We start from the raw sequence: 25,885 nt of genomic DNA on the forward strand, positions 1-25,885 counted from the left end.
CGTCTGACGTGAGCGCCGGGGTCGCTCCGTCGCGCCCTGTTCCGGCGTGCACACCACCACGTATCGATTCGGCGTGCCCGTTCCCCGAACGTCGCGCGCTTCTCTCACCTTGGGGGAAGACCCATGGCATTCAAAATGACCCGGCCCACACGCAAGACCGTCGCTCCCGCCTCGTCGGCGGTGGCCGACACCGCGCACGAGGGCGACATCGTCGGTGCGCTGGGCACGATCAAACAGCACGACCACGGCGCCCGCAGGTCGTTCTGGCAGCGGCTGCGGACCTTCCTGGTGATCATGGGGCCGGGCCTGGTCGTCATGGTCGGGGACAACGACGCGGGCGGGGTGCAGACCTATGCCCAGGCCGGCCAGCAGCACGGCACCGGTCTGATGTGGACACTGCTGCTGCTCGTCCCGGTGCTGTATGTCAACCAGGAGATGGTGGTCCGGCTCGGCGCGGTCGCCCGGGTCGGGCACGCCAAGCTGATCTTCCAGCGGTTCGGGAAATTCTGGGGCGCGTTCAGCGTCGCGGACCTGTTCCTCCTTAACACGCTGACGATCATCACCGAGTTCATCGGCGTCACCTACGCGCTGCGCTACTTCGGCATCCCGGACTACCTCTCCGTGCCCGCCGCGGCGGTGCTGCTGTTCACCGTGGTCGCGGGCGGCTCGTTCCGTCGGTGGGAGCGGTTCCTGTTCGTCCTCATCGCGGCGAACCTGGTGCTCGTCCCGCTGGCGATCATGGTGGGTCCTGACCTCGGCCGGATCGGCGGCGGTTTCCTGCCGCAGCTGCCCGGCGGGCTCAACTCGGACCTGCTGCTGCTCGTCGTCAGCATCGTCGGCACGACCGTCGCCCCGTGGCAGCTGTTCTTCCAGCAGTCCAATGTGGTCGACAAGCGCATCACCCCGCGCTGGATGCGCTACTCCAAGGCCGACTTGTGGGCCGGCATCGTGATCGTGGTCCTCGGCGCGGTCGCCATCATGGCCGTCACCGCGTTCGGGCTCGCCGGCACCGGCGCCGCCGGAAACTGGGGAGACAACTCCAACGCGGGCACCGTCGCCAGCGCGCTGGCGAGCTCTCCGCACGCCGGGCACGTCGTGGGCGCCCTGTTCGCGGTGCTGCTGCTGGACGCCTCGCTGATCGGCGCCAACGCGGTCGGCCTCGCCACCACCTACACCCTCGGCGACGTGTTCAAGAAGCGTCACTCGCTGCACTGGAAGATCAGCCAGGCGCCCGGGTTCTTCATCGGCTACGGCGTCGTGCTGGCCGTCTCCGCCGGGGTGGTGCTGATCCCCGGCTTCAACGCCGGCCTGATCACCCAGGGCGTGCAGATCCTCGCCGGGGTCCTGCTGCCCTCGGCGACGGTGTTCCTGGTGCTGCTGTGCAACGACAAAGCCGTTCTCGGCCCGTGGGTCAACACCGTCCGGCAGAACATCGCCGCGGGCATCATCGTGTGGGCACTGGTCCTGCTGTCGCTGGCCATGACCGCCTCTACGCTGTTCCCCAAAGGATCGGCCTGGTTCCCCGACGGCATCTCCTCCGCCCAGTGGGTCGCCTTCTTCACCGTCGGCGCCGGTGTCGGCGCGCTGGGCGGGCTGGCCGTCTTGCTCGCCTCGCGCGTCAAGGCCCGGAAGGAAGCGGCAGCCACCGCCCGGCGCCTCGGCGGACTGGATCCCGAGCAGGTCGAGGACATCGACGAAGACGCCCAGGACGCCCTCTCCCGCACCGAACGCCAGGCCCTGCTGCGCGCCGATCGGGACACCTGGCAGACCCCAGCCCTGGACACCTTGCCGCGTCCGGTGTTCTCGCCGCTGCGGAAGGCAGGCATGCTCGCCCTGCGCGGCTACCTCGCCATCGCCGTCGTCCTCGTCGTCATCACCATCGTCCAAATGGCCACCGGCGGCTGATCGCGCCGCCCGGCAACCCCGCCGGTGCGGGAAAACCCGGTCGCGGTGCGGACGAGGTCGGTCGCGCCTGGGTCGGCGACCGGGCAGGTCCGGCGCTTGCCCTCATGATCCGCAGCCGGGGCGCACCCGTCCGCGCGGGACATAGTCGGGCGCGAAGGTTCCCCGGCTTCTTGAAGCTCGCGACAACCGTCAAACAGTTGTACAAATGCTTGACAGTTGTCGGACCGGTGGCGTTCACTGGAGGGCGGCACCTCGTGAGGTGAGGCGTCTGTTCGGACATCGGCCACTGACCTGACGACGTCGAGAGACTCCCACGGTCAGGACACCTCTCCCCGGGTTAAGGAGTGAGGCCAAGCGGCTTCCCGCGCGATGTGCGCGGATACGCCGGGCAGTGCCAAAGCCCTTACGGACTCGCAGGGGTGCGCCGCACGCGGATCCCTGTGCCAGCACGGCATCGACCTGCTCGGTTCCCGAGGCGGCGACCCGAGGACGTGCTGAACGGAGCAGCGGGAATCGGCCGGAGGAGGTGAGGACATGAGTCCGTCGCACAGTCGCAGCTCGACCGTGATCGACCAACCTTCGGGAGGACCTCATGACCAGCATCCTGACCGGCGCCCGGCAGTGGCGGGCTGACCCGGCCGTCGAGGCGACCGCACCGGCCCCCCGCCGTCCGCTCGAGCAGCCCCGGCGGCTGCGGATGACCTGGGAGCCGGTGCTCGACGAGCACGGCACGCGGCGGCTGCGTGCCCGCTGGCGCGCCGAGCGCTGATGCGGACCCGACCCGGTTCCTGCGCCGCCGGCGCGGAGCCGGGTACGAGCAGCTGCTCGCGCGGGCCTGCCGGGAATTCGAGTGCGATCTGTTGTGCGTCGCGGCGAAGACGGTGTCGGAGAAGGGCTGCGCGGCGTTCGCGGGTGCGACGCCGAGCGCGATAGTGCGGAAACGATGCATGCATAACCCCAGGCTGGCCGGACAACCGGCGAAAAACGGGCGATCTTGACCGAGATTCATGGCATGTTCTGGGGATGCGGGAAAACGACGAGGAAACGTTCGCCGAGCACGTGGCCGATCTGCTGTCCGGTTTGCCCGGGGTCGAGGCGGTGGCCCTGGGCGGTTCACGGGCGCGCGGCACCCACCGCCCGGACAGCGACTGGGATTTCGCGCTGTACTACCGCGGCGCGTTCGACCCGGCCGACCTGCGCGCGCTCGGCCTGCCGGGGTCGGTGTCGGACCTGGGCGAATGGGGTGGCGGGGTCTTCAACGGCGGCGCGTGGCTGACCGTCCAGGGGCGGGCGGTGGACGTGCACTACCGTGATCTGGACGTGGTCTCGCACGAGCTGGCCGAGGCGGAGAAGGGACGGTTCCGCTGGGAGCCGCTGGCCTTCCACCTGGCCGGGATCCCGAGCTATCTGGTGGTGGCGGAGCTGGCGCTGAACCGGGTGCTGCGCGGGGAGCTGCCGCGGCCGGAGTATCCGGAGCTGTTGCGGGAGAACGCCCCCAAGTTCTGGCGTGCTTCGGCGGCGCGGACGCTGGACTACGCGAAGTCGGCGTATGTGCGGCACGGGCGGGTCGCGGAGACCGCGGCTTCGGTGGGGGTGGCGGCGATGCAGGCCGGGCACGCGGTGCTGGCCGCGCGGGGAGAGTGGGTGACGAACGAGAAAACCTTGCTGGAACGGGCGGAGTTGCGCGGGCTGGACGACGTGGTGGCGGGGATGGGACACGATCTGGCGGGGGCGTTCGCGACCGCTGGCGCGTTGCTCGGTCAGGCGGCCGGTGTCGGGCAGTCCGGATAAGTCCCGGAAAGCGTTGCGGCGCAATGGTTTTCGCGCGCTGACCCTCGCCGGACGGCGTGGATCCGTTTGATTCCGCGGAGTTCGGGTATATGGCTTCAGCACGGTTGTGGCCGCCACGCCGTGGCGAGTCGCACCTGCTGAACGGAGGAACGGTCTATGCCACAGTCCGAGCCGATCGCGAAGGACCCGGACAAGGGATATGTAGCGCTGCTCGGCTGGTCGCTCAACGCGGTCGAGGCGCTCGACCGGTTCGACCGGCGCTATGTCGTGGTCGCCCCGGATTGGGCGGAGAAATACTGCGTCGAGCACGACATCCCGTACATGTCGTGGAATTTCGAGCGGCTCAACGACCGTTCGATGGAGATCGCCGAGATGCTGCACGAGGAAGGCGTCGACGTCGCCATCCCGCTGTTCGAGGAGACCGTCGAATGGGCCGGGGCGATCAACTCGGTGCTGCTGGACAATCCGCGCCTGTTCGGCCAGGCGATGCTGCTGCGGGACAAGGCCCTGATGAAGCGGCGCGCGCAGCTCGGCGGCATCCGGGTGGGGATCTTCGAGGAGGCGCACGACCGCGAAGACGTCGTCCGTTTCCTCAAGCGGGTCAACCAGACGCTGCTCAAGCTCGACGGCGACCCGAACGATCCCATCCACCTCAAGGCGTTCGACAAGGCGGGCTGCCTCGGGCACCGCGTCATCCGCACCCCGGACGAGATCGACTCGATCCCGGAGGAGGAGTTCCCGGTCCTGATGGAGTCGCATCTGGACGGATGGGAGTTCGCCGTCGAGGCGTGGATCCACCGCGGCAAGGTCAAGTTCCTGAACATCTCGGAGTACGTCACGCTCGGGTACTCGGTGTTCGTCCCGGCGACCCCGGAGCTGGAGAAGTACCGGCCGCAGATCACCGCGCAGATCGAGAAGCTCGTCAAGACCTTCGACATCGAGTTCGGCTTCGTGCATCCGGAGTACTTCGTCACCAGCGACGGCGAGATGTACTTCGGCGAGGTCGCCTACCGCCCGCCGGGCTTCAAGGTCTTCGAACTGCTCGAGCGCGCCTACGGTTTCAACGCCTACCAGGCGCTCGTCCTGTCCTTCGACCCGAAGACGACCGAGGAGGAGATCGACGCCTTCTTCCCCCGGGAAGTCGTCGACGCGACCGGAGTCGCCGGCTGCTTCGGCGTGTACCCGCGCCGCCGGGTGGTCAGCGAGTTGCGGATCCCGCAGCAGACCGAGGACGATGACTACTACGAGTCACACGACCTGACCGCGCCCCTGGAGGAGACAGTCACGAAGAGGACCGCGTTCGGCACGCACTGGGGTCTGCTGTACTTCTTCGGGGACGATCCCTACCGGATGCGAGACCTGCTGAAGGAGCAGGAAGAACTGGACTTCTACGTCTGACCCCGGACGAGTCCGCCACCCCGACCGAAGGACGCACTTGGAGCCGAACGCCGACGTCACCGGCACGACTGCGACGCTGGCCAAACGCGTGGCCGCGCTCGACGACGCGGTGGCGGCCATGGCCGAGACCCGCGACTTCGGCAAGCACACGAAGCTGCGGCGGGTGCTGGAGGCGCTGCGCCGGGTCCTGCTGCAGCCGGGCGGCGCGGCGGCGGTCCGGGCCAGGGCGCGGGCGCTGGAGGAGGCCGGGGTCTTCCAGGGCACCGACTGGGACACCCCGGAGATCCTCATTCCCGCGCTGGTCGGACCCGGCCTGCACAGCGAGAACACCGACACCGTGGTGATCGAGGCGACCAGCGAACTGCGGATGCTCGCGGTCGCGTGCGGCGACTACGAGCATCCGACGCTGCCGGCCGAGGACGCCCGCGTGTTCCTGTCGCAGGTGCTCGGGGCGAACCTGGAGCTGCTGTTCACCCCGCCCAGCGAGGCCGAGCGGACCCGGCAGGGCCGGACCGCCCAGCTGATCCGGGACCTGCTCCGGTACCTCGCCGACCAGATCGGCTACGACAGCATCCTGGACAAGGTGGTCGAGGAGATCTGGCGGATCCTGCGCCAGCGCCCGATCCAGGTCGACCAGGTCAAATCGCTGATCACCCGGATCTCGATCTACCGCGGCGACCCGGACGTCGACCTGGGCGGGTCCTCGGTGCAGGGGCTCGACCGGCTCATCAGCAGCCTGTTCGGGACCACCGAGGCCTGCCGGGAGGATCCGGGCGTCGACGTCTTCCGGTCCCGGCTCGAGGCGATGGACGCGGCGAGCCTGCAGTACGAGGCGGCCGGGTTCGCCCGCGCCATGCACGACACCGGCCTGGTGTCGCCGTACCACGCCGAGCTGCTGCGGTACCTCGCGCACGAAAGCGACTACCTCCTCGGCGAGGCGCTCGGCCTGTCCGACGTGGGCCGGAACTGCCTGATGCGCTACCACGACCTGGTCCACCGGCTGATCGAAGAAGCCGTGCACCCGGAGACCGCGCAGTGCGTCTACGGGCTCGCGCTGCTGCTCGACCGGGGCATCCTCTACGAGCCGCCGGTCGTGCCCGCGCTGTGGCGCCAGCTGGCGCTGGAGCTGTCCGCCGCCGCGCGGGAACGGCTGACGCTCGTGTTCGGCCCGCAGCCGAGCCCGGAGGCGCGGCTGCTCGCGGGCGTCCTGTCGATGCTGGGCCAGCCGCTTGGCGTCGGGCAGGGCGACAACCCGACCTGCCAGTCTGCGCGCGCGCTGTCGATGTGGGCCTACAACGACCCGGACTACCTGCTGCAGGTCGTGGTCTGGGCGGCGCGCGACGACGAGATCGTGATGCATTTCGAAGGACAGCCGGTCTCGTCGAAGGAAAGCGGGGCCGGGCTGTCCGCCGGGCTGCCCGCCGACCTGGACCCCGTGTCGTCGCTCGTGGTGCCGCATCTCGACCGGATCTACGCCGAGATGGGCCGCCGCTGCGCGGACCGGCCGGGCGATCCGCACCGCTGGGTCAACCCCGAGTTCCACGGCTGGTGGGCGTCGCGGGGATTCCGGATCAACGTCGACGTCGCCACCGGCAAACTGGTCGACCTCGACGATTTCCTGCGGCAGTTCCACGCGAGCTACCACCCGTCCTACAACGGCGGGCAGCCGCTGATCCACCCGCAGCCGGCCGGGATCGCGGTCACCGACAGCGCGGCCCGCTACGTCGGCTGGCACGCGATCACGATCCTGCGCACCGCCGCGGATCCCGAGGACGTCATGCGGGTCTACTTCTACAACCCGAACAACGACAGCGGCCAGGACTGGGGCGACGGCGTCGTGGTCTCCACCGCGGGCAACGGCGAGCGGTTCGGCGAGGCCTCGCTGCCGTTCGACCAGTTCGCGTCCCGGCTGTACATCTTCCACGTCGACCCCCGGGAGCACGGCGAGCCGGAGAAGGTGCCCGACGAGGACGTCGCGCGGATCATCGGCTATCTCGAACGGAGCTGGGGCGCGGACCGCCTGGCCGCCGGGACCTTGCAGGCGGCGCCGCCCCAGGCCTGACGACGGCTCCGCTGGTGTCCACAGTGGACTTGTGAGGTGGTCCGGCTTTCCTGGCCCCGGTTTTTGTCGGTGCTGGGTGCCATCATGGCTCTCGTCGAGTCACGGAGCGAGTGGGCAGGGCTGGACGGTTACGGGCTGGGGGATGGCTTCTGCGGTTTGTTCGTGGGCGGGCTTGATCCGCCGGAGGTGGTGCGGCGGTTCGGAACCGCCGGTGGGGAGCGGATGACCTTTGGGGAGATGAACGGGCTGGTCGCGGAATACGTCGCGCACACCAGGTGCGCCGCCGCGTGCCTGCGGGAAGGCTCGCGTGTCGAGAAGCGGGACACTGCGGTGGGGAAGTGATGGGCGGGCAGCCGACTGTGCGGTGGTTGTCGGGACGGGCGGTTCGTGGTGTGCGCCTGCTGAGACTTCGCTGCCGAGGACGTGACCGCGGACGCGCTGCTGATTGGTGATGTGCGCCTGCTGAGACGTGGTCGAGGATCTCGGGCTGGCATTGGTGCCGATTCCGGTCGATGGCGGGAAATGCGGAGTGTTCCACAGCAGCCGGGTCGGTGGCCGGTGCGGTTCTGCTGTGGTGGTGATGCCGTGTGGGCGATACGTGAGTGGCTGGCTCAGAGGGTGAACTCCGTTCCGTCCGGTGGCAGTTCCGCGCCAGCGCCCACCACCGCGGCGTGCTCTGGGCCAGCTGGGTCGACGGCTGGGTTCGTGTTGTTCAGGTGCGTGTATGCCCACCGAGTGGTGCCCGGGCGGTTGGTGAGCATCGGCAGCGTCGTGGTGATCGGCAGATGGCCCATCGACTGCTGGACAGTCAGGTCGGCGTTGTCGGTGGCGGTCGTGAATTCGCTGCCGCGGTAGAAGGTGCCGTCCAGCAGGACGACGTTCGCGCCGTTGGCGAACGCGTCGAAGCCGGGCGGCCAGGTGCGCAGGCAGGGCGCGTAGACGAGCGTGCCGCCGGTTGCCGGGTCGTGGATGCGGTAGGCGACGACCCACGGGCCGGGATGAGTGGAGGAGCGGGCGTATTTCGGTTGTTTGTCGCTCACCGGAAGCGAGGTGATCCGCAGGCCGTCGATGGTGGTCTCGGTGGAGGGGAGCCAGGTCCAGTCGTGGTACTCGCTGATGACGGGGCGGGCGGGGAAGTGGTCGGTCAGCGCGCGCAGCGCGGCGGCGGGGGCGTGGACAGTGAGGGCCGCCGCCTCACGGAGCATGAGCAGGCCGAGCGTGTGGTCCAGTTCGGCGTCGGTGAGCAGGACTGTGCGCAGCGGCGTCTCGCGCGGGCCTGGGCCGGCGCGCAGGGCCGGGGTCGCCAGGATTTGGGCGCGGATGTCGGGCGAGGCGTTGAGAAGGTGCCAGGAGTGGCCGTCCGCACTGAAGGCGACGCTGTCTTGCGTACGCGGGGGCGAGTCGGACGTGCAGGTGGGGCAGGCGCAATTCCACTGCGGGAAGCCGCCCCCGGCCGCGGTGCCTAGGAGGATGACTTTCACCGGGCTGGGCCACGCAGGACTAAGTCCGAAGTGGACGGTGCGGCGAGGATGAGGTCGACGGTGCCGCGGTGTGGGGACCGGGAGCAGACGGGGTCGGCGTTGGCTGCGTCGCCGGTGAGCTGGAACGCCTGGCAGCGGCAGCCGCCGAAGTCGGTGGTGCGGCGGTCGCAGGTGCGGCACGGATCGCGCATCCACTCCTCGCCGCGGTAGGCGGCGAAGGACTCCGAGCGGTACCAGATGTCGGCCAAGGCGGTGTCGCGGACATTGTCGAGGGTGACCGTGGTGATCGCGCTGGCGGCGGGACAGGGAAGAACGGTGCCGTCGGGCGCGATGGTGAGTTGCCGCGCGCCCCAGCCGTGCATGCAGGGCTTCGGGAACGGCTCATAGTAGTCGGCGACGACGTAGATGATCTCCATCGTGCCCCGGAGACGTTCGACGGCCGCGCGGACCACGGGTTCCGCGGCGGCGAGTTGCGCGCGGGTGGGCATCAGTGCGTCGCGGTTGCGCAGGGCCCAGCCGTAGTACTGCGTGTTAGCCAGTTCGAGGCGATCTGCGCCCATGGACTCTGCCAGGGCGATGATCTCGCCTAGCTGGTCATGGTTTTGCCGGTGCAGTACCACGTTGACCGTCAGGGGAAGGCCCGCGTTCTTCACGAGTTCGGCGGCGGCCAGTTTTCGGTCGAAGGCCTTCGCTCCGGCGAGCAGGTTCGCGCGCTTGGGGGTGGCGGCTTGCGCGGAGAGTTGGACGTGGGCCAGGCCCCGTTCGACGAGGTCGTGCAGTCGCGGTTCGGTGAGGCCGAGGCCGGAGGTGACGAGGTTGACGTAGCAGCCAAGGCCGCTCGCGTGCGTGACCAGCTGCGGAAGGTCCGAGCGCGCCAGTGGTTCACCGCCGGAGAGATGGACCTGGAGCACGCCCAGTTCTCGCGCTTGGGACAGCGCGCTGGTCCATTCCACTGTGGACATTTCCGCGGAACGGGTCACGAGTTCCAGCGGATTTGAGCAGTACGGGCAGTGCAGGGGGCACCGGTGCGTCAGTTCCGCGAGCAACCCGAGCGGTGCGGTTACGTCCATTCGATCACCCGCCGTTGTCCGAACCGGGTCAGCACGGCCAGGACCTCACTCTCTTGGACGCCTTGGTACCGGCTGCGCAATGCCGTCACGATGCCGGAGACCGGGGCTGTGCCGTCGCAGAGTTCGAGGACTGCGGTGGCGGTGGAGTTCGGCACCAGCACCCCTTCCGGGAACAACAGCACGGGCACCCCGCGCACGTGATCGAACGTCAGGCGCACGCCGAGACGCAGTTTCGGCACCGACTCGGCGGTGATGGTGTCCATCGGCTCACTCCTTGGCCGCGGCGCGTTCGATGGCGTCGAGCATCGACCACAGGACGTCGCATTTGAACGACAGCGCGGACACCGCCTTCTCCTGCTGCTCGCGGGTGACGGAGTGCCGCACGACAATGTCCAAAGTGTCCTTGCCCTCGCCGGAGACCTTGTCGATCCGGTTGGTGAAATACGCCAGGTCGGCGTGGGAGATCCACGAATAGTTGGCCAGGACGTCGGCCACGCGCTGCTGCATCAGGTGCCCGGCGAACATCTCGGTCAGTCCGGAGGCGACGGCTTCGACCCAGGGTTTGGTGCGCGCGAAGGTGAGGTAGGCGTCGACGGCGAACCGGACGCCCGGCGCGACATGCCGTTCGTCGAGGACTTCGGTGCGGTCCAGCCCGACGGCGGTGCACAACCGCAGCCATCGTTCGGCTCCGCCTTCGCCTTCGACAGCACCGTCGTGGTAAACAATGCGGTCCAGCCAGATTCTGCGGATCTCCGGGATCGGACAGTTGCTGATAATGGCCGCGTCTTTTCGCGGCAGCACGCATTGGTAATACCAGCGATTGGCGGCCCAGAGTTTCAGTTCGTGCTCGGTGAGTTCGCCGGCGTGCATCCGCTGGTGGAACGGATGGCTGCCCCAGTACCGGCGGGCGAGGCCGCGCAGGGCTCCGGTGAACTCCGCCGGGCTCATCGGGTGCACAGTGGACATTCTCGTACTCCGGGATTCTCGCTGAGCGGCACAGTTTCCGGGAAGGACGGGACCGCGGCGGGCCGGTCCCGTCCCGCGGGTCACTCCTCCCGGCGGGCCGCGTAGGCGGTGACCTCCATCGGCGTTTCGTACTCGACGAAGTCGGGCGCGGTCCACGTTTCGACGGGTTCGGGCATGGGAAAACTCCCTTTCCTTCGGTGGTGCACCGGTGAGCGGGGCATTCGTCCCCGCCGCGAACGCCGTCACCCTAAAAGCGCGAGGCGGCCGGTCGCCAGAGGTGCGGGCCGATTTCCCGCCTAGTTTGTAAATATTCCTTCCTATGGCGCAGCGGTGCTCACTCTCGGGCGCCGCCGCCGGTTGTCCGCCCGACAGAAAGCCTGCCGGGACGCGGAAACCTCCGGATGTCGGTTGACACCGGGACCGCGCGCGGCCGAATAATAGGGTTCAAGTGCGGTTGACAACGATGTCAGAGGCTTTTGGGAGCGACGTGACCCAGGTGAATCGCAGGCGTTTCCTGTCCGGCGGGATTGCTGTCGCGGGCGGTGGTGTGCTCGGTGCGTTCGGGGTTTCCGGTACCGCCGACGCCGCGTCGGACGCCGGCCCGCGGCAACTCGGCGGCGGGGAGATCGGCAGCGGCTGGACATTCGTCGCGGCGGACGGCACGGCTGCGGACGGGAGTGCGCTGGCCAGTGCGGAAAGCGTTGCCGGGCTGAAGCCCGCCGTCGTTCCGGGGACGCCGCTGACGAGCATGATCGCCAACGGCGAGTATCCCGATCCGCTGTACGGCCACATCGTGACCGACACGGTTCCGGACAGTCTCAAGGACACCGGCTACTGGTACCGGGTCGCGTTCCGAGTCCCGAAGCTCATCCCGGGGCAGCGGTTCTGGCTGCAGTTCGACGGGATCAACTACCTCGGGACCGTCTGGCTCAACGGCAGCAAGGTCGGCACGGTCGAAGGTGCGTTCAAGCGGGCGGTCTTCGAGGTCACGGACATCGTGGCCAAGGCGGACGGCGTGGCTTGGCTGGCGGTGCTGGTCGGGAAGCTCGAGTACACCGACCCGCCCGCGTTGCCCAGTTACGCCAGCGGGGTGACGCGGGGCGGGCGCAACGGCGGTCCGACCGGGGTGACGTTGAAGAACGGGCCGACGTTCTTCTGCACCGCTGGGTGGGACTGGCTGCCCACCATCCCGGACCGGGATCTGGGGATCTGGCAGCCGGTCACCTGGCGTACCACCGGGCCGGTCCGGGTCGCTGACGTACAGGTCACCTCGACGCTGTCGCCGGACTTGCGCACGGCGGAGGTCGCGGTCGAGCTTGCGCTGGACAGTGCGGCCGAGAAGTCCGTGGTGGTGACGGGGTCGCTCGACGGGCGGGAGTTTCGGCGGACGGTCAGTGTCCCGGCCGGGGCGTCGTCGGTGACGCTGACGTCGAAGGAGATCGCGTGCTTGCGGCTGGATCGGCCGAAGTTGTGGTGGCCCAACGGGTACGGGGAGCCGTATCGGTATCGCTTGCAAGTCGGGGTCGAGGCCGGCGGGCAGGTGTGCGACGAGCGGTCGGTCGACTTCGGGGTCCGGCGGATCGAGTACACCACGCCGATGCGGTCGCCGTCCGGGACGGTGAGCCAGTGTTTGGCGATCACGGTCAACAATCAGCCGATCCTGGTGATGGGCGGCAACTGGGGGCTGGACGAGGCGCTGAAGCGGATTCCCCGGGAACGGCTGCGGGCGCAGGTCCGGTTGCATCGGGACGCGAACCTCAACTTGATCCGCAACTGGAACGGGCAGAGCAGTACCGAGGACTTCTACGCCGAGTGCGACGAGTACGGGATTCTGGTCTGGCAGGATTTCTTCTGCTCGACCGAGGGGCCGCCTCCGGAGAATGTCGCGAGGGATCTCGCCAACATCCGCGATTGCATTGTCCGGTTCCGCAATCATCCGTCGATCCTGCTGTGGTGCGGCGGGAACGAGGGGCCGCCGCCGCAGCCGCTCATCGACGGGCTGGACGCGCTGGTCGCCGAGCTCGACCCGCAGCGAGTCGTGCTGACCAGCTCCGCCGGGGATACCGGGGCGAATCCGGTCGACGGGTACCGGTCCGGCGGGCCGTACCACTGGGTGCCGCCCGCGAAGCATTTCTCGCTCAACGACGGGACGCAGTGGCCGCCGTTTCACAACGAGGTCGGCTCCTATTCGATTCCGACCCTGGAGTTCATGCGGAAGATGCTGCCGGAGGCTTCGTGGGAGCATCCGGACGATTTCTGGGCCGACCGGGATGTGAACGGCAACGGAGGCAACGGGGGCGGGGCCGGGTATCTTCGGCTGACTGCCGAGCGGTATGGGGAAGTGCGGAATCTTCCCGATTTCGCGCGCAAGTCGCAGTTGATGAATTACGAGTGCATCAAGGCGATCTACGAGGCTCCGGTGGCTCATATGCGGAGCGCCGGGCCTTATCCGCGCACTGGGGTCATCATGTGGATGACCAATCCCGCGCAGCCCAGTTTTGTCTGGCAGATGTACAGCCACGATCTGGAGGCGCATTCGTCGTTCTACGCGGTTCAGCACGCTTGCCGGCGGATCAATGCGGTGCTGGATGCGCAGAATTTCGACGTGGTGGTGGCGAATCATTCCCGGACGGTGGTGCGGGGCACCGTCGAAGCCACGCTCTACGGGCTGGACGGCGCGGAATTCGCCAGTACCACGGTGCGGGTGGACGGAGTGGCCGGTTCCGATCGTGCTGTCGTCGGGAGCCTCGCTTCGCAGGTGAAGGGTGTGCCGTCCGATATTGCCTTCGTTCGCCTCGTGTTCCGGGACCCGCGGGGCGCGGAGGTGGTCCGGAACTTCTACTGGGTCGAGAATCCCGAGCGGGCGGCGGGGTTCGCCGGGCTGGACGGGATGCCCGCGGCTGCTGTTTCGGTGATCGCTGGCGTTTCGCGCGAGCCGGACGGGCTCGAGGTGGCCGTCGACGTGCGGAACATCGGCAAGTCCGTGGCGTTGATGCTGCATTTGCAGGTGTACGACGTCCGGACCGGGGAGCGGGTTCTTCCGGCGACGTTCAGCGACAACTATCTGAATCTGATCGGCGGGGAAGCGGCGACCGTGCGCGTGCGGCTGGACGGCGAGCAGGTGCGGCGGCATCCGGAGGTCGGGGTCCGGATCGACGGGTGGAAGATCGACCAGCGGGCGTCCCGGCTTCGGGGGAGGGGAGTGGCGGTGACGTTCAATCAGGAGGCGCTGGCGACCCGCCCCGCGGTCAGCACGTTCGGGCGGTGATCCGGTCCGGGAGGGACGCCGCGGCTGTGCGGGATCCCGCGCGGAACAGCTGCCCGGCGGCGAAGGCGGGGTAGCGCAGTGTCCGGTGTGGACGGTGTGCGCGGCGGCGGGTTGCCGTGTCCGCGGGACTGGCGGATGATGGGCGGCCAGTCCCCGTCCCGTTCCACCGCAGCCCCGGAGGCACGCGATCGCCGGCAACGCCGCCGAACCCGGGCGCACGGTCCTCAGCCGCGCGTTCGCGGTGCTGGATTCCTTCCTGTCCGGCCGCCCCGAGCAGACTCACGGCGAGATCACCCGGGCGACCGGGCTCGCGCCCGCCACGGTGCACCGGCTGCTGGCCGAATTGACCGGATGGGGCGCGCTGGAGCGCACCGGCCGGGGCCGGTACCGGATCGGGCTCCGGCTGTGGCAGCTCGGGGCGCAGGCGCCGGGCGGGCGCGAGCTGCGGGACGTCGCGCTTCCGTTCCTGCAGGATCTGCTCCAGGTGACGCACGAGGTCGTGCATCTGGTCGTGCTCGACGGGGACCGCGCGCTGTACCTGGAAAAGCTCGAGGCGCATCCGGACGTCGTCGTCACGTCGCGGGTCGGGCTGCGGCTTCCGCTGCACGCGGCGGGACCGGGCAAGGTGCTGCTCGCGCACGCGCCGCCGGACTGCGTCGAACGCGTTCTGGCCGCCGGGCTGGAACGGCGGGCCAGCGGGACGATCACCGACCCGGCGCGGCTGCGGCAGGTGCTCGCGGAGGTGCGGCTGCAGGGGTTCTGCATCTCCCGCGACGAGATGACCGAGGGCGCGTCGTCGGTCGCGGCTCCGGTGCGCGGGCCGGGCGATCAGGTCGTGGCGGCCATTTCCGTGGTGGTGCCCAGCGGCACGCCGAATCTGTCGCCGCTCGTGCCGGTGGTCCGGATGGCCGCGCTGGGGGTCACGCGGGCATTGCAAGGCTGACGAACTTTTCCGCTGAGTGGAAGAGGGGCTGGGCGGCCGGGAACCGAGCCGGAACACTCCGGACCGCCCGCTGCCGCTCTGCCGGAGGAGAAAGTCCGTGAGCCCTGCCCCGACCGTTCGCGACGCCGCGTTCGACGTGCTCCGCCGGTTCGGCGCCACGACGGTGTTCGCCAATCCCGGGTCGACCGAGATCGCGCTGCTCACCGACCTTCCCGACGACCTCGAGTTCGTCCTGGCGCTGCACGAGGGTTCGGTCGTCGGGATGGCGACCGGCTGGGCGCTCGCGAACGACCGGCCCGCGGTCGCGATCCTGCACACCACCGCGGGGCTCGGGAACGCGGTCGGCGCGCTCGCGACCGCGCGGGTCAACCGCGCCCCGCTGGTCGTGCTCGTCGGTCAGCAGGACCGACGGCACCTCGCGCTGGAGCCGTTCCTCACCGGCCACCGGCTCGACGACCTCGCCCGGCCCACGCCGGTGTGGATCGCGGAACCGCCGCGCCCGCAGGACGTTCCGGGCGCGCTGGCCCGCGCCTGGCACGAGGCGCGCGAGCACCGCGGCCCGGCGCTGGTGATCGTGCCGATGGACGACTGGTCGCAGCCGGCGGACGCGGACGAGCCGCTGCCCGCCCCGGCCAAGCTGGTCCGCGCGAGCGCCGCCGAGCCCGCGGTGCTGGTCGAGCTGGCGGAATTCCTCAGTACCGCAAGCAATCCGGTGCTCGTGGCGGGCGCCGGGGCCGACGACGCCGAATCGTGGCGCGGGCTGACCGCGCTGGCGGAGAAGCTCGCGTGCCCGGTGTGGCAGGAGGCGTTCGGCGCCCGTGCCGGCTTCCCGCAGGACCATCCGCAGTTCGCCGGACATCTGCCGCCGGGCCGCGAGGAACTGCGGAAAGCGTTGTCCGGGCACGACGCGGTGCTCTCGGTCGGCGCCCCGGTTTTCCGGCAGTACCCGCGGGAACCGGGACAGCTGACCGAGCCGGGCACGCGCCTCGCGGTGGTCACCGACGATCCGGACGAAGCGCACCGCAGCCCGGTGGACCTCGCGGTGCTGGCGCGGCCCTCGGCGGTGTGCGGTGCGCTGGCGGAGCTGGTCCCGGCGCGCAAAGCGGGCGCGGAAAAGATCGGCCGGATGGTCGAGCTGCCGGGAGCGCCGGAGGACGGCGCGCCATTGGCGCCGCAGCACGTGTTCGGGTTGCTCGCGCGGCAGCTGCCCAAGGACACGGTGCTGGTCGAGGAATCCCCGTCGAGCCGTCCGTTGCTGCACGCACTCGTCCCGGCGCGCGAGCCGCTCGGGTTCCTCAGCGCGGCCATGGGCGGGCTGGGCTTCGGCATCCCGGCGGCGATCGGGCTGCGGATGGGCGGATTGAAGCGCCCGGTGGTGGCGGTGATCGGGGACGGCTCGTCGCTGTATTCGATCCAGGCGTTGTGGAGCGCCGCGCATTACGGCGTGGGCGTCCTCGTGCTCGTGCTGTCCAACGGCGGATACGCGATCATGGACAAACTCGCCCGGGGGCACGGCGAACGTACTGCCGGGGGCGGGAAAGCGCCGTGGCCCGGGTTCGACGAGATCAGCGTGAGCGGGCTCGCGAAGTCGCTCGGCTGCCCGGCGCGGCGCGCGGAAACCTACGAGGAGCTGGAGTCGGTGTTGAACGAGGTGCTGCCGACCTTGGCCGCGCGCACGGAGCCGCTGGTGCTCGAAGTGGCGGTGACGGCATGACGCTGCTCGGAAGCGGATGGCAGGGCCGGATCTTCTCCGGCGGCTGGATCCCCGGCGGGGGCGGGGAATACGACGCGGTCGAGCCGGCCACCGGGAACGCGCTCGCCCGGGTCGGGGCAGCGGCCCCGGAGGACGTCGCGAAGGCTGCTGCCGCCGCACAGGAAGCGCAGCGCGAGTGGGCTGCTCAGCCGTACGACCAGCGGGCCAGGGTTTTGCGTCGGGCAGCGCGGCTTTTCGAAGACCACGGCGACGAGATCGACGAATGGCTCGTGCGGGAATCCGGGGCCACGCGGGCATTCGCGCAGTTCCAGACCCGCGCGGTCGCGGCCGAGGAATGCCACGAAGCCGCCGCGCTCGCCGCGCATCCCTACGGGGAACTGTTGCGCTCCAGCCAGCCCCGGCTGTCGATGGCGCGCCGGGTGCCCGCCGGAGTGGTCGGCGTGATCTCGCCGTTCAACGCGCCGGTGATCCTGTCTATCCGCGCGATCGCCCCCGCGTTGGCGCTCGGCAACGCGGTGCTGGCGAAGCCCGACCCGCGCACCGCGGTGTGCGGCGGCGTCGTGCTGGCCCGGATCTTCGAGGAAGCCGGTCTGCCCGAAGGTCTGTTCCACCTCCTGCCCGGCGGTGCGGACGTCGGTGCGGCGCTGGTCGAGGACCCGCTGGTGCGCGTCATCGCGTTCACCGGTTCGACGAGCGCGGGTCGCCGGATCGCCGCGGCGGCGGGGGAGCGGCTCAAGCGCGTGCATCTCGAACTCGGCGGCAACTCGGCGCTGGTCGTGCTCGCGGACGCGGATGTCGAGCAGGCCGCGTCGGTCGGCGCGTTCGGTTCGTTCAACCACTCCGGGCAAATCTGCATGGCGACCGGACGCCACCTGGTCGCGGCGGAAATCGCTGACGATTACGCGGCCGCGCTCGCCGAGCACGCGGCCAAGCTGACCGTCGGCGACCCGGCGAAGGGCGACGTCGCGCTCGGTCCGCTGATCGACGCGGGACAGCGCGACCGCGTGCACTCGGTGGTCGCCGGCAGCGTCGACGCCGGGGCGAAGATCGCCACCGGCGGCACCTACGAGGACCTGTTCTACCGGCCGACCGTGCTCACCGACGTCCCGCTCGCCGCGCCCGCCTACGCCCAGGAGGTGTTCGGTCCGGTCGCACCGGTCGTGCCGTTCTCCACAGTGGACGAAGCAGTGCGCCTGGCCGGCGGTACCGAATACGGCCTGTCGCTGGGCATCCTGACCCGGGACGTCGCGCGGGGGCTGGCTCTCGCCGAGCGGATCCCGTCCGGCCTGGTGCACATCAACGACCAGACAGTCAACGACGAAGCCCTCGCGCCGTTCGGCGGGGTGGGGGATTCGGGAACCGGCTCCCGGCACGGCGGCGCGCAGGCCAACCTGGAGGCGTTCACCGAAACCCAGTGGGTCACCGTGCGCGGCGACCTTCCGCAGTACCCATTCTGAAGCAGTATCCGGCCCGGTCCCCTCCGATGACGCAGGTGATGACATGACGGTCTCGACAGATCCGCGGGCGCGCCACGCCCGGTGGGTGGCCCCGCTGTGCTGGACGGCGGTGGCGCTCGAAGGGTTCGACCTGGTGGTGCTGGGCGTCGTCCTGCCCGCGCTGCTCAAGGACAAAGCGTGGGGGCTCGACCCCAACACGGCGTCGCTGATCTCCGCGGTCGGTCTGCTCGGCGTCGCGGTCGGCGCGTTCGCGATCGGCCCGCTCAGCGACCTGTTCGGCCGCCGCGGGATGATGCTCCTGACCGTGACCAGCTTTTCGGTCTGCACGTTGCTCTGCGCCTTCGCGAACGGACCGTGGCTGTTCGGCGTGCTGCGCTTCCTTGCCGGGCTCGGACTCGGCGGTGTGCTCCCGACCGCGCTGGCGCTGATCACCGAGTACGCGCGGATCGGCCGCGGCGGCAGTGCGACCACCGTGCTGATGACCGGCTACCACGTCGGCGCGGTGCTCACCGCGCTGCTCGGAATCCTCGTGCTGCAGCAGTTCGGCTGGCAGTGGATGTTCGTCATCGGAGCCGCGCCCGCGCTGGTCCTGGTGCCGCTGATGATGAAGTTCCTGCCCGAGTCGAAGGCGCTGGAGCGGGCGAAGGAAGCCCGGCGGAACCGCAACCCGCTCGGAGTGCTGTTCCGGCACGGCTACGGCCGCGCGACGATCGCGTTCTGGGTGACGTCGTTCATGGGGCTGCTGCTGGTGTACGGCCTGAACACCTGGCTGCCGCAGATCATGCGCGCGGCGGGCTACGAACTCGGCGCGGCGCTGGCCCTGCTGCTGGTGCTGAACGTCGGCGCGGTGCTCGGACTGCTGGTCGGCGGCCGGGTGGCGGACCGGATCGGCTATCGGCGCTCCAGCATCGTGTGGTTCGCCGCGGCGGCGGTGTTCCTGGCGCTGCTGAGCATCAAGCTGCCCGGGGCGAGCGTGTACGCCGGCGTGCTGCTGGCGGGGATCTTCACGTTCAGTTCGCAGGTGCTGGTCTACGTGTACATCGCCCGCGTGTACCCCGCCGAGGCGCGCGGCACCGGCCTCGGCGCGGCGAGCGGGATCGGCCGGTTCGGCGCGATGTCCGGGCCGCTGGTGACCGGGCTGCTGCTGTCGGCGGGGCTGGCGTATCCGTGGGGCTTCTACCTTTTCGCGGTGGTGGCGGTGATCGGGGCGCTCGCGATCGCGGTGGTGAACCGGGATCCGGCCCCGGACGCCCCGGCGGACAGCCCGGCGCCGGACGCGGTTCCGGCGCCGGAGAGCTGAGTCAGTCGGCGGTCGTCTGGGCGATCCGGTCGCTGTCGGTGTCGTAGTCGAAGAGTTCCGCGTATCGGCCCCAGTCGATCGCCGTGTCCAGCTGCTGCCGGGCGTCGGCGGCGGAGAAGCCGCGGCGGAGCAGGTCGAGGAAGAACTCCGCGCGCAGCGTGCCGTCCGAACTGGCGGTGAGCGCGTTGACGATCGTGCGCACCAGCGGCGCCCGGTCGCGGACCTGACCGGCGAAGATCTTCTTGCTCGTCTGGATGTCCGCGGTGGTGAACGCGGTGCCGACCGGCGTCAGGTGCAGGTCGCCGCCCGCCACGAAGAGGAGATCGAGCAGGGCAGCGGCGTCGACGAGCGGCAGCAGGTCGTCGACCTCGAAGCTCAGCTCGGCGGCGAGGTCCGGCAGGTCGGCGTGCCCGCCGCGGGCGTGCACGAGTTCGACCAGACCGGCGAGGCCGCCGACCGACGCGTGCGGCAGCGGCCGTGCGGTGGGCGTGGCCTGCGCGGGTTCGACGGCCGCTAGGTCGCGTCCGGTCAGCAGGTCGTAGAGCCGCTCGACTAGCGCGGCGAAGGCGGGGGACTTGCGGTCGCGCGGCCGGGCGAGGTCGACCTCCACTTCCGCGCGCACGTTGCCCGGGTTGGTGCCGAGGACCAGCACCCGGTCCGCGAGCAGCACCGCCTCCTCGATGTTGTGCGTGACGATGCAGACCGCCTTCGTGGGGAAATCGTGGCGCTGCCACAGGCTCATCAGCTCGGTGCGCAGGTTCTCCGCGGTCAGCACGTCGAGCGCGGAGAACGGTTCGTCCATCAGCAGCACGTCCGGTTCGAGCACGAGCGCGCGGGCGAAGCCGACGCGCTGCCGCATCCCGCCGGAAAGCTCCTTGGGGTAAGCGGATTCGAAGCCGTCGAGCCCGATCAGGTCGATCGCCCGCAGCGCGCGCTCCCGGCGGGCTTTCGGCGGGACCCCGCGGGCGGCGAGGCCGAGTTCGACGTTGTCCTGCACGGTCAGCCACGGCATCAGCGCGAAGGTCTGGAACACCATGGCGGTGCCCGGATTCGCGCCGTCGAGTTCGTCGCCGCGGTAGCGCACGGTGCCGCGGGTCGGGCCGATCAGCCCGGCGATCGTGCGCAGCAACGTCGATTTCCCGCTGCCGGACCGGCCAAGCAGCGCGACGATCTCGCCCTCGCGCAGGTCGAGGGTGATGTCGTCGAGGACGCGCAGTTCGTCGCCCGCAGACCCGGGGAAGCTTTTGCTGACGTGCTCGACGGACACGAGGACTTCGGACATGGGGACACCTCTCGCGGAAACGGGTCAGGACAGGGAGAACCGGCGTTCGGCGAGGCGGTACAGCCGTCGCCAGAAGAGCCGGTTGAGGCCGACGACGTACAGGCTCATCACCGCGACGCCGAGCAGGATCCGCCCGGCGTCGCCGGAGCCGGTCGCGTCCGCGATGTACGCGCCGAGGCCGGTCGCGGTGAGCGTGACGCCGTTGTAGGACACGATTTCCGCGACGATGGAGGCATTCCACGCTCCGCCCGCCGCGGTGATCCCGCCGGTGACGTAGCTCGGGAAGATCGCGGGCAGCACCAGCCGCCGCCACCACAGCGCCCGCGGCAGCCGGAGGTTCGCGGCGGCCTCGCGCAGGTCGTGCGGGATGGCCGAAGCGCCCGCGATGACGTTGAACAGGATGTACCACTGCGCGCCGAGGCTCATCAGCAGGATCCCGCCCCAGTCCAGGGAAATCCCGGTGGCCACGAGCGCGGCGGTGATCAGCGGGAACAGGAAGTTCGCCGGGAACGACGCGAGCACCTGCACGACCGGCTGGGCGAGCCGCGACACCCGTGGGTTCATCCCGATCCACACGCCGATCGGCACCCACACGAGCGTGCCGACGACCACCAGCGTCACCACTCGCGCGAACGTGATCAGCCCGAGCAGCAGCACGTGGCCGATCTCGCCGTAGCCGGTGGTCTCGCCGACGAACAGCACCGCGCGCACGGTGCCGTAGAGGATCAACCCGAAGACCACGACGCTGAACACGATGTCCGCGGCGCGCCTGCGGGCGGGGGAGAACCGCAGCGGGTACTCGGCGAGGCCGAAGATCGCCAGCGCGCGGTCGAGCGGGAACACCAGTTTGCCGAGCACCCGGCCGAGCAGCGTCGGGATCCGCGAGCGGCGCAGCAGGTCGAGCACCAGGCTGCGGGGTGCTTCGGCGGCTTCGGAGTTCTCGATGCGGAACCGCTCCGACCACGCCGTGAGCGGCCGCCAGAACAGCACGTTCACGCCGACGACCATGACCACCATGACGCCGACGGCCATCAGCACCTTGCCGAGATCGCCCTGTGCGGAGGCGGTCGCGACGTACGCGCCGATGCCGGGCAGCGCGAACTTCTGGTTGTTCACGCTGAGCGCTTCGGAGGCGGTGAGGAAGAACCAGCCGCCGCCGAAGCTCATCATCCCGTTCCAGACGAGCGGGATCATGCCGCTCGGCACGTCGACGCGCCAGAACCGCTGCCAGCGCGACAGCCGCAGCAGCCGGGACGCCTCGTCCAGATCGCGCGGCTGCGACACGAGCGAGTGGTGGAAGGCGAACGTCATGTTCCACGCTTGCGAGGTGAAGATCGCGAAGATCGACGCGCATTCCAGGCCGAGCTGCGAGCCGGGGAACAGCGCGATGAAGCCGGTGATCGTCACCGAAAGGAACCCGAGCACCGGCACCGATTGGAGGATGTCGAGCGCGGGCAGGAGGATCTTTTCGGTACGCCGCAAACGCGCCGCGGCGGTCGCGTAGACGAAGGTGAATCCGACCGACAGCACGAGCGCGACGAACATCCGCAGGAGCGAACGTCCGGCGTAGTAGGGGAGTTCGGCCGGATCAGTGGACACTGTGGACGGTGCGGTCGCCGGAGTCCACGCGGTGGCGGCCCCGTGCGCGAGCCGCACGATCAGCCACAGTGCCGCGGCGGCGCCGAGGAACACCGCCACGTCGGCGATCGTGCGGCGGGGCCGGACGAGCGCGCCGCGGGTGGGGAAGGTACGCAGCATGGTCTAGTTCTCGCTGTCCTGGTCGGAGTAGGAGTGCTCGGCCTGCCAGCGCACGCTGGTCACCGACGGCTCCATCGACAGCCGGCTCACCGCCGACTCCATCTGCTTGTCGTCACGCTGATCGGCGGACAGTTCGGCGCGCACCTGCACCTGCCCGTCGGTGTCGGTATTGGTGCTGGTGACCGACTGCAGCGCGAAATCGGTGCGCGCCAGCGCCTGGACGAGCAACGCGCGCACGTGTGCTTCGGCGTCGTCCTTGGTCACCGCCAGGAAGGTGTACGACGTCGGGGTCTCGCGGCCGGTCGCCGGACGGCGGTCGACCACCCGGCCGAGCGGGCGCAGCGCGATGTTCACCGCCATCACCACGGCGGTGCCCGCGACCGCGGCCGGGTACAGCCCGGCTCCGGCCAGCGCGCCCACCGCCGCGGAACACCACAGCGTCGCGGCCGTGTTGAGCCCGCGCACGGTCAGGCCTTCGCGCAGAATCACGCCGGCGCCGAGAAAACCGATTCCGGAAACGATTTGCGCGGCGACCCGGGTCGGGTCGGCGCTCGCTCCGCTGAATCCGTGCGCGGACAGCAGCACGAACAGCGTCGCACCGGCCGCGACCAGTGCGTTGGTGCGCAGTCCTGCCATCCGGGCGCGGTATTGGCGTTCAAATCCGATCACTGTGCCGAGGCCCACTCCGGTGCCCAGGCGCAGCAACATCTCCGCAGTCGTCATCTGCGCTCCCACTGATTGTCGCTAAAAGTTCAGAAATGGTCGGGAAAAGCCGGAAAAAGGACAGTTACCACCACGCACGCCGGCGTGCGTAGCCGCGTTTCGCCACCTGAGCTGCCAGCGCGTACCCGGCCAGCACGAGCACCAGCCACAACAGGTAGCCGGCGGGCAGCGCCTGCATCCGCAGCGGTTCGGCCAATGGCGACAGCGGCACCAGCAGGCCGGCGAGCGCCGCGGCTGCCGTGGCCAGCACGACCGGTCGGCTGGCGCGCAACGGCGTGCCGCGACCGCGCAGGACGAGCACGACCAGCAACTGCGAGAGCAGCCCTTCGACGAACCAGCCGGTCTGGAACAGCAGCGGGTCCGCGGCCGCGCCGAAGACGTGCCACAGCACCGCAAAGGTCGCGAGGTCGAACAGCGACGACAACGGGCCGAACACGAGCATGAAGCCGGTCAGCCCGCGTGCGTCCCAGCGGCGCGGCTTGCTGAGGTAGTCGTCGTCCACCCGGTCCCACGCCAGCGCGAGCTGAGCCAGGTCGTAGAGCAGGTTCGACACCACGAGCTGGATCGGCAGAATGGGCAGGAACGGGAGGAACGCGCTGGCCGCGAGCACTGACAACACGTTGCCGAAGTTCGACGCGGCGGTGATGTTGACGTACTTCAGCGTGTTCCCGAGCGTCCGCCGCCCCTCCGCCACGCCACGAGCGAGCACGCCGAGGTCGCGTTCCAGCAGCACCAGGTCCGCAGCGTCCTTCGCCGCGTCGGTGGCGGTGTCCGGGGCGATCCCGACGTCGGCGGTGCGCAGCGCGGTGACGTCGTTGACGCCGTCGCCGACGAAGCCGACCGCACGTCCGTTCTCGCGCAACGCAGTGACGACTCGGGCCTTGTGCGCCGGCGTGAGCTTCGCGAAGACGGTGGTGTCCTTGACGATCTCGCGCAATTCCGCGTCGTCCGCTGCTTCGACCTGGCGGCCGAGCACGACTTCGCCGACCGGGATGCCGGCCGAATCCGCGACGCGCGCGGCGACATGCCGGTTGTCCCCGGTCAGCACTTTCAGCGCGACGCCTTGCTCGCCAAGGGCTTCCACCGCGTTCACGACGCCGTCGCGGACCGGGTCGACGAATCCCACGAAACCGACGAGGATCATCTCGTTCTCGTCAGTTTCGTCGTATCCGTCGAGCCGGGCGTCGACTTCCCGTGCGGCGACCGCGAGCACCCGCATGCCGTGTTCGGCGTACGCGCGCACCAGTTCGTCCGCGCCGATCCGGGCCGCGTGGTCGAATTCGGTGACGACACCGTCGCGGCGCGCGTGGCTGCAGCGCGGCAGGATCTCGTCCGGGTCGCCCTTGCTGATCAGCAGGTGCTCGCTGCCGCGCCGGACCACGACGCTGGCCCGGCGGCGCGCGTGGTCGAACCCGATCTCGGCGACGCCGGTGAACAGCGCTTCGGCGACCAGGTCGTCCTCGCCGTCGAACAAGGTCTCGATCGCCTCGTCCAGCCGGTTGTTCCGGTCAGTCTGGAAGCGCACCGCCAGTCCGGCGTATTCGGCGGCCTCGCCGTCTGGGCTGCCGGAGTAGTCGATGCTGTGCGCGTAGGCGATCCGGTCCTCGGTGAGGGTGCCGGTCTTGTCGACGCACAGCACGTCCATCGCGGCGAGGTCCTGGATGGCGTTGAGCCGCTTGACAATCACCTGCCGCCGGGACAACGCGGCCGCGCCCCGGGCGAGGTTCGTGGTGACGATGACCGGCAGCATCTCCGGCGTGAGGCCGACGGCGACGGCGACCGCGAACATCCCGGCCTGCGCCCAGTCGCCGGTGACCGTGCCGTTGACGACGAGCACGATCGGCACCATCACGAGCATGAACCGCACGAGCGTCCAGCCGACGCGGCGCACCCCGGCGTCGAAGCTGGATTCCGCGCGCGGTTCGGCGGATTGCCGGGCCAGCACGCCGAAGTACGTGTCGCTGCCGGTCGCGGCTACGACCGCGGTGGCGGTTCCGCTGACCACCGACGTGCCCGCGAAGCCGAGCGCGGGCGTCTCGACGAGTTCGTGCTCCTCGGGCTTGCCTGGCTGGGGCGCCCGCTTGGCGACCGGCATCGCCTCGCCGGACAGCGCGGACTGGTCGACCACGAAGTCTTTCGCCGCGACGATGCGCACGTCAGCCGGGATCACGTCGCCGGGTCCGAGCAGCACGACGTCGCCGGGCACGAGATCTGCTGTGGGCACTTCGCGCTCGGTGCCGGGAAAGTCCGCCGCAGCGCGCCGACGCACGGTGACGGTCGTGGTGATCTGGTCGCGGACTGCGCTGATCGCGCGCTCGGACCGGGCGTGCTGCCAGTAACGCAGACCGATGCTGAGCACGACCATCACGCCGACGGTCACCGCGCCGCGGATGTCGCCGACGCCAGCGAAGACCACGCCGAGGGCGGTCAGCAACGCGACGAACGGACTGCGCGCGGCGGCCCAGATGCGGACGGGCGCGTGGACCGTGCCGTCGATGCGGTTGTCGCCGAAGCGGCGCAACCGTTCGGCCGCCTCGTTCTCGGTGAGGCCTTTGGGCGAGCTGTCGAGATTCCGGAAAAGGGTCAGCACCGGCGCGTCGCCGTGGGCGCGCAGGGCGGGAAAGCGGGTCATGGTCGTCCCCTCGAGGTCAGCTGGGCATCAGCGGACCGCGCGGGTTCGTCCGGACCTACCTGGCTGCCGGGGTTCCCGCACGGTCGTGCTGACTACTTCCTTCGCCGGTCACCCGGCTCACCTCCTCCGCAAGAC

Annotated in this window: 20 protein-coding genes and 1 riboswitch; of the genes, 11 read left to right on the forward strand and 9 right to left on the reverse strand. The window is 69.9% G+C overall.

The genetic code is table 11. The annotated features are described in order from the left end of the window. Positions 1 to 123: 123 nt before the first annotated feature. The 6 genes from H5411_RS00065 to H5411_RS00090 all read left to right on the forward strand — a co-directional run bounded on the left by H5411_RS00065 (position 124) and on the right by H5411_RS00090 (position 7,498). Positions 124 to 1,905: an NRAMP family divalent metal transporter gene (locus H5411_RS00065; RefSeq protein WP_183122541.1), complete on the forward strand. Its 1,782-nt coding sequence runs from the start codon at positions 124 to 126 to the stop codon at positions 1,903 to 1,905. A gap of 244 nt (positions 1,906 to 2,149) precedes the next feature. Then, positions 2,150 to 2,331: riboswitch (M-box (ykoK) riboswitch) on the forward strand. Between the two features lie 166 nt (positions 2,332 to 2,497). Further along, on the forward strand, positions 2,498 to 2,674 hold the full coding sequence (locus H5411_RS00070; RefSeq protein WP_183122542.1) for a hypothetical protein: 177 nt from the start codon (positions 2,498 to 2,500) through the stop codon (positions 2,672 to 2,674). Between the two features lie 254 nt (positions 2,675 to 2,928). Further along, on the forward strand, positions 2,929 to 3,696 hold the full coding sequence (locus tag H5411_RS00075) for a nucleotidyltransferase domain-containing protein (RefSeq protein WP_183122543.1): 768 nt from the start codon (positions 2,929 to 2,931) through the stop codon (positions 3,694 to 3,696). A 156-nt stretch (positions 3,697 to 3,852) separates the two neighbouring features. Continuing rightward, entirely contained in the window at positions 3,853 to 5,094 is a 1,242-nt protein-coding gene (locus H5411_RS00080; protein ID WP_101440458.1) for an ATP-grasp domain-containing protein, read from the forward strand. A 37-nt stretch (positions 5,095 to 5,131) separates the two neighbouring features. After that, entirely contained in the window at positions 5,132 to 7,156 is a 2,025-nt protein-coding gene (locus H5411_RS00085) for a hypothetical protein (protein ID WP_183122544.1), read from the forward strand. An 84-nt stretch (positions 7,157 to 7,240) separates the two neighbouring features. Further along, positions 7,241 to 7,498 carry a hypothetical protein gene (locus H5411_RS00090; RefSeq protein ID WP_183122545.1) on the forward strand — a complete coding sequence of 86 codons (258 nt, stop codon included), beginning with the start codon at positions 7,241 to 7,243 and terminating at the stop codon, positions 7,496 to 7,498. Positions 7,499 to 7,767: 269 nt separating this feature from the next. Here the strand turns inward: H5411_RS00090 and pqqB are convergent, their stop codons facing one another. The 5 genes from pqqB to pqqA all read right to left on the reverse strand — a co-directional run bounded on the left by pqqB (position 7,768) and on the right by pqqA (position 10,849). After that, on the reverse strand, positions 7,768 to 8,637 hold the full coding sequence (pqqB, locus tag H5411_RS00095; RefSeq protein ID WP_183122546.1) for a pyrroloquinoline quinone biosynthesis protein PqqB: 870 nt from the start codon (positions 8,635 to 8,637) through the stop codon (positions 7,768 to 7,770). Beyond that, a complete protein-coding gene (gene pqqE, locus H5411_RS00100) occupies positions 8,634 to 9,707 on the reverse strand; it encodes a pyrroloquinoline quinone biosynthesis protein PqqE (protein WP_183122547.1) in 1,074 nt (357 codons plus the stop codon). The genes pqqB and pqqE overlap by 4 nt, the downstream gene beginning before the upstream one ends. Continuing rightward, on the reverse strand, positions 9,698 to 9,970 hold the full coding sequence (gene pqqD, locus H5411_RS00105) for a pyrroloquinoline quinone biosynthesis peptide chaperone PqqD (RefSeq protein WP_183122548.1): 273 nt from the start codon (positions 9,968 to 9,970) through the stop codon (positions 9,698 to 9,700). The genes pqqE and pqqD overlap by 10 nt, the downstream gene beginning before the upstream one ends. A 4-nt stretch (positions 9,971 to 9,974) precedes the next feature. After that, positions 9,975 to 10,673, reverse strand: coding sequence for a pyrroloquinoline-quinone synthase PqqC (gene pqqC / locus H5411_RS00110; protein WP_183122549.1), 699 nt, complete (start codon positions 10,671 to 10,673; stop codon positions 9,975 to 9,977). Positions 10,674 to 10,753: 80 nt separating this feature from the next. After that, positions 10,754 to 10,849 (reverse strand): pyrroloquinoline quinone precursor peptide PqqA, encoded by a 96-nt coding sequence (pqqA, locus tag H5411_RS00115; protein ID WP_101440452.1) that lies wholly within the window; start codon positions 10,847 to 10,849, stop codon positions 10,754 to 10,756. Between the two features lie 311 nt (positions 10,850 to 11,160). Between pqqA and H5411_RS00120 the strand changes: the two genes are divergently transcribed. From H5411_RS00120 to H5411_RS00140, 5 genes are all read left to right on the forward strand, one after another. After that, positions 11,161 to 13,941, forward strand: coding sequence for a glycoside hydrolase family 2 protein (locus H5411_RS00120; protein ID WP_183122550.1), 2,781 nt, complete (start codon positions 11,161 to 11,163; stop codon positions 13,939 to 13,941). A 241-nt stretch (positions 13,942 to 14,182) separates the two neighbouring features. Continuing rightward, the gene (locus H5411_RS00125) at positions 14,183 to 14,884 is read left to right on the forward strand and encodes an IclR family transcriptional regulator (RefSeq protein ID WP_244194902.1); all 702 of its coding nucleotides are present in this window, start codon (positions 14,183 to 14,185) and stop codon (positions 14,882 to 14,884) included. A gap of 97 nt (positions 14,885 to 14,981) precedes the next feature. Beyond that, a complete protein-coding gene (mdlC, locus tag H5411_RS00130; RefSeq protein WP_183122551.1) occupies positions 14,982 to 16,598 on the forward strand; it encodes a benzoylformate decarboxylase in 1,617 nt (538 codons plus the stop codon). Further along, a complete protein-coding gene (locus H5411_RS00135) occupies positions 16,595 to 18,055 on the forward strand; it encodes an aldehyde dehydrogenase family protein (protein ID WP_183122552.1) in 1,461 nt (486 codons plus the stop codon). Before mdlC ends, H5411_RS00135 begins: the two co-directional genes overlap by 4 nt. A 43-nt stretch (positions 18,056 to 18,098) precedes the next feature. Further along, entirely contained in the window at positions 18,099 to 19,355 is a 1,257-nt protein-coding gene (locus H5411_RS00140) for an MFS transporter (protein WP_101440447.1), read from the forward strand. Between the two features lies 1 nt (position 19,356). Here the strand turns inward: H5411_RS00140 and H5411_RS00145 are convergent, their stop codons facing one another. From H5411_RS00145 to mgtA, 4 genes are all read right to left on the reverse strand, one after another. After that, positions 19,357 to 20,637 carry an ABC transporter ATP-binding protein gene (locus H5411_RS00145; protein ID WP_183122553.1) on the reverse strand — a complete coding sequence of 427 codons (1,281 nt, stop codon included), beginning with the start codon at positions 20,635 to 20,637 and terminating at the stop codon, positions 19,357 to 19,359. A 24-nt stretch (positions 20,638 to 20,661) separates the two neighbouring features. Then, entirely contained in the window at positions 20,662 to 22,395 is a 1,734-nt protein-coding gene (locus H5411_RS00150; protein ID WP_101440445.1) for an ABC transporter permease, read from the reverse strand. Between the two features lie 3 nt (positions 22,396 to 22,398). Continuing rightward, on the reverse strand, positions 22,399 to 23,118 hold the full coding sequence (locus H5411_RS00155) for an MgtC/SapB family protein (RefSeq protein ID WP_101440444.1): 720 nt from the start codon (positions 23,116 to 23,118) through the stop codon (positions 22,399 to 22,401). 64 nt (positions 23,119 to 23,182) lie between these two features. Then, a complete protein-coding gene (mgtA, locus tag H5411_RS00160) occupies positions 23,183 to 25,750 on the reverse strand; it encodes a magnesium-translocating P-type ATPase (protein WP_183122554.1) in 2,568 nt (855 codons plus the stop codon). Between the last annotated feature and the right edge of the window lie 135 nt (positions 25,751 to 25,885).

The organism is Amycolatopsis echigonensis, assembly GCF_014174495.1.
GTDB classification, from domain to species: domain Bacteria; phylum Actinomycetota; class Actinomycetes; order Mycobacteriales; family Pseudonocardiaceae; genus Amycolatopsis; species Amycolatopsis echigonensis.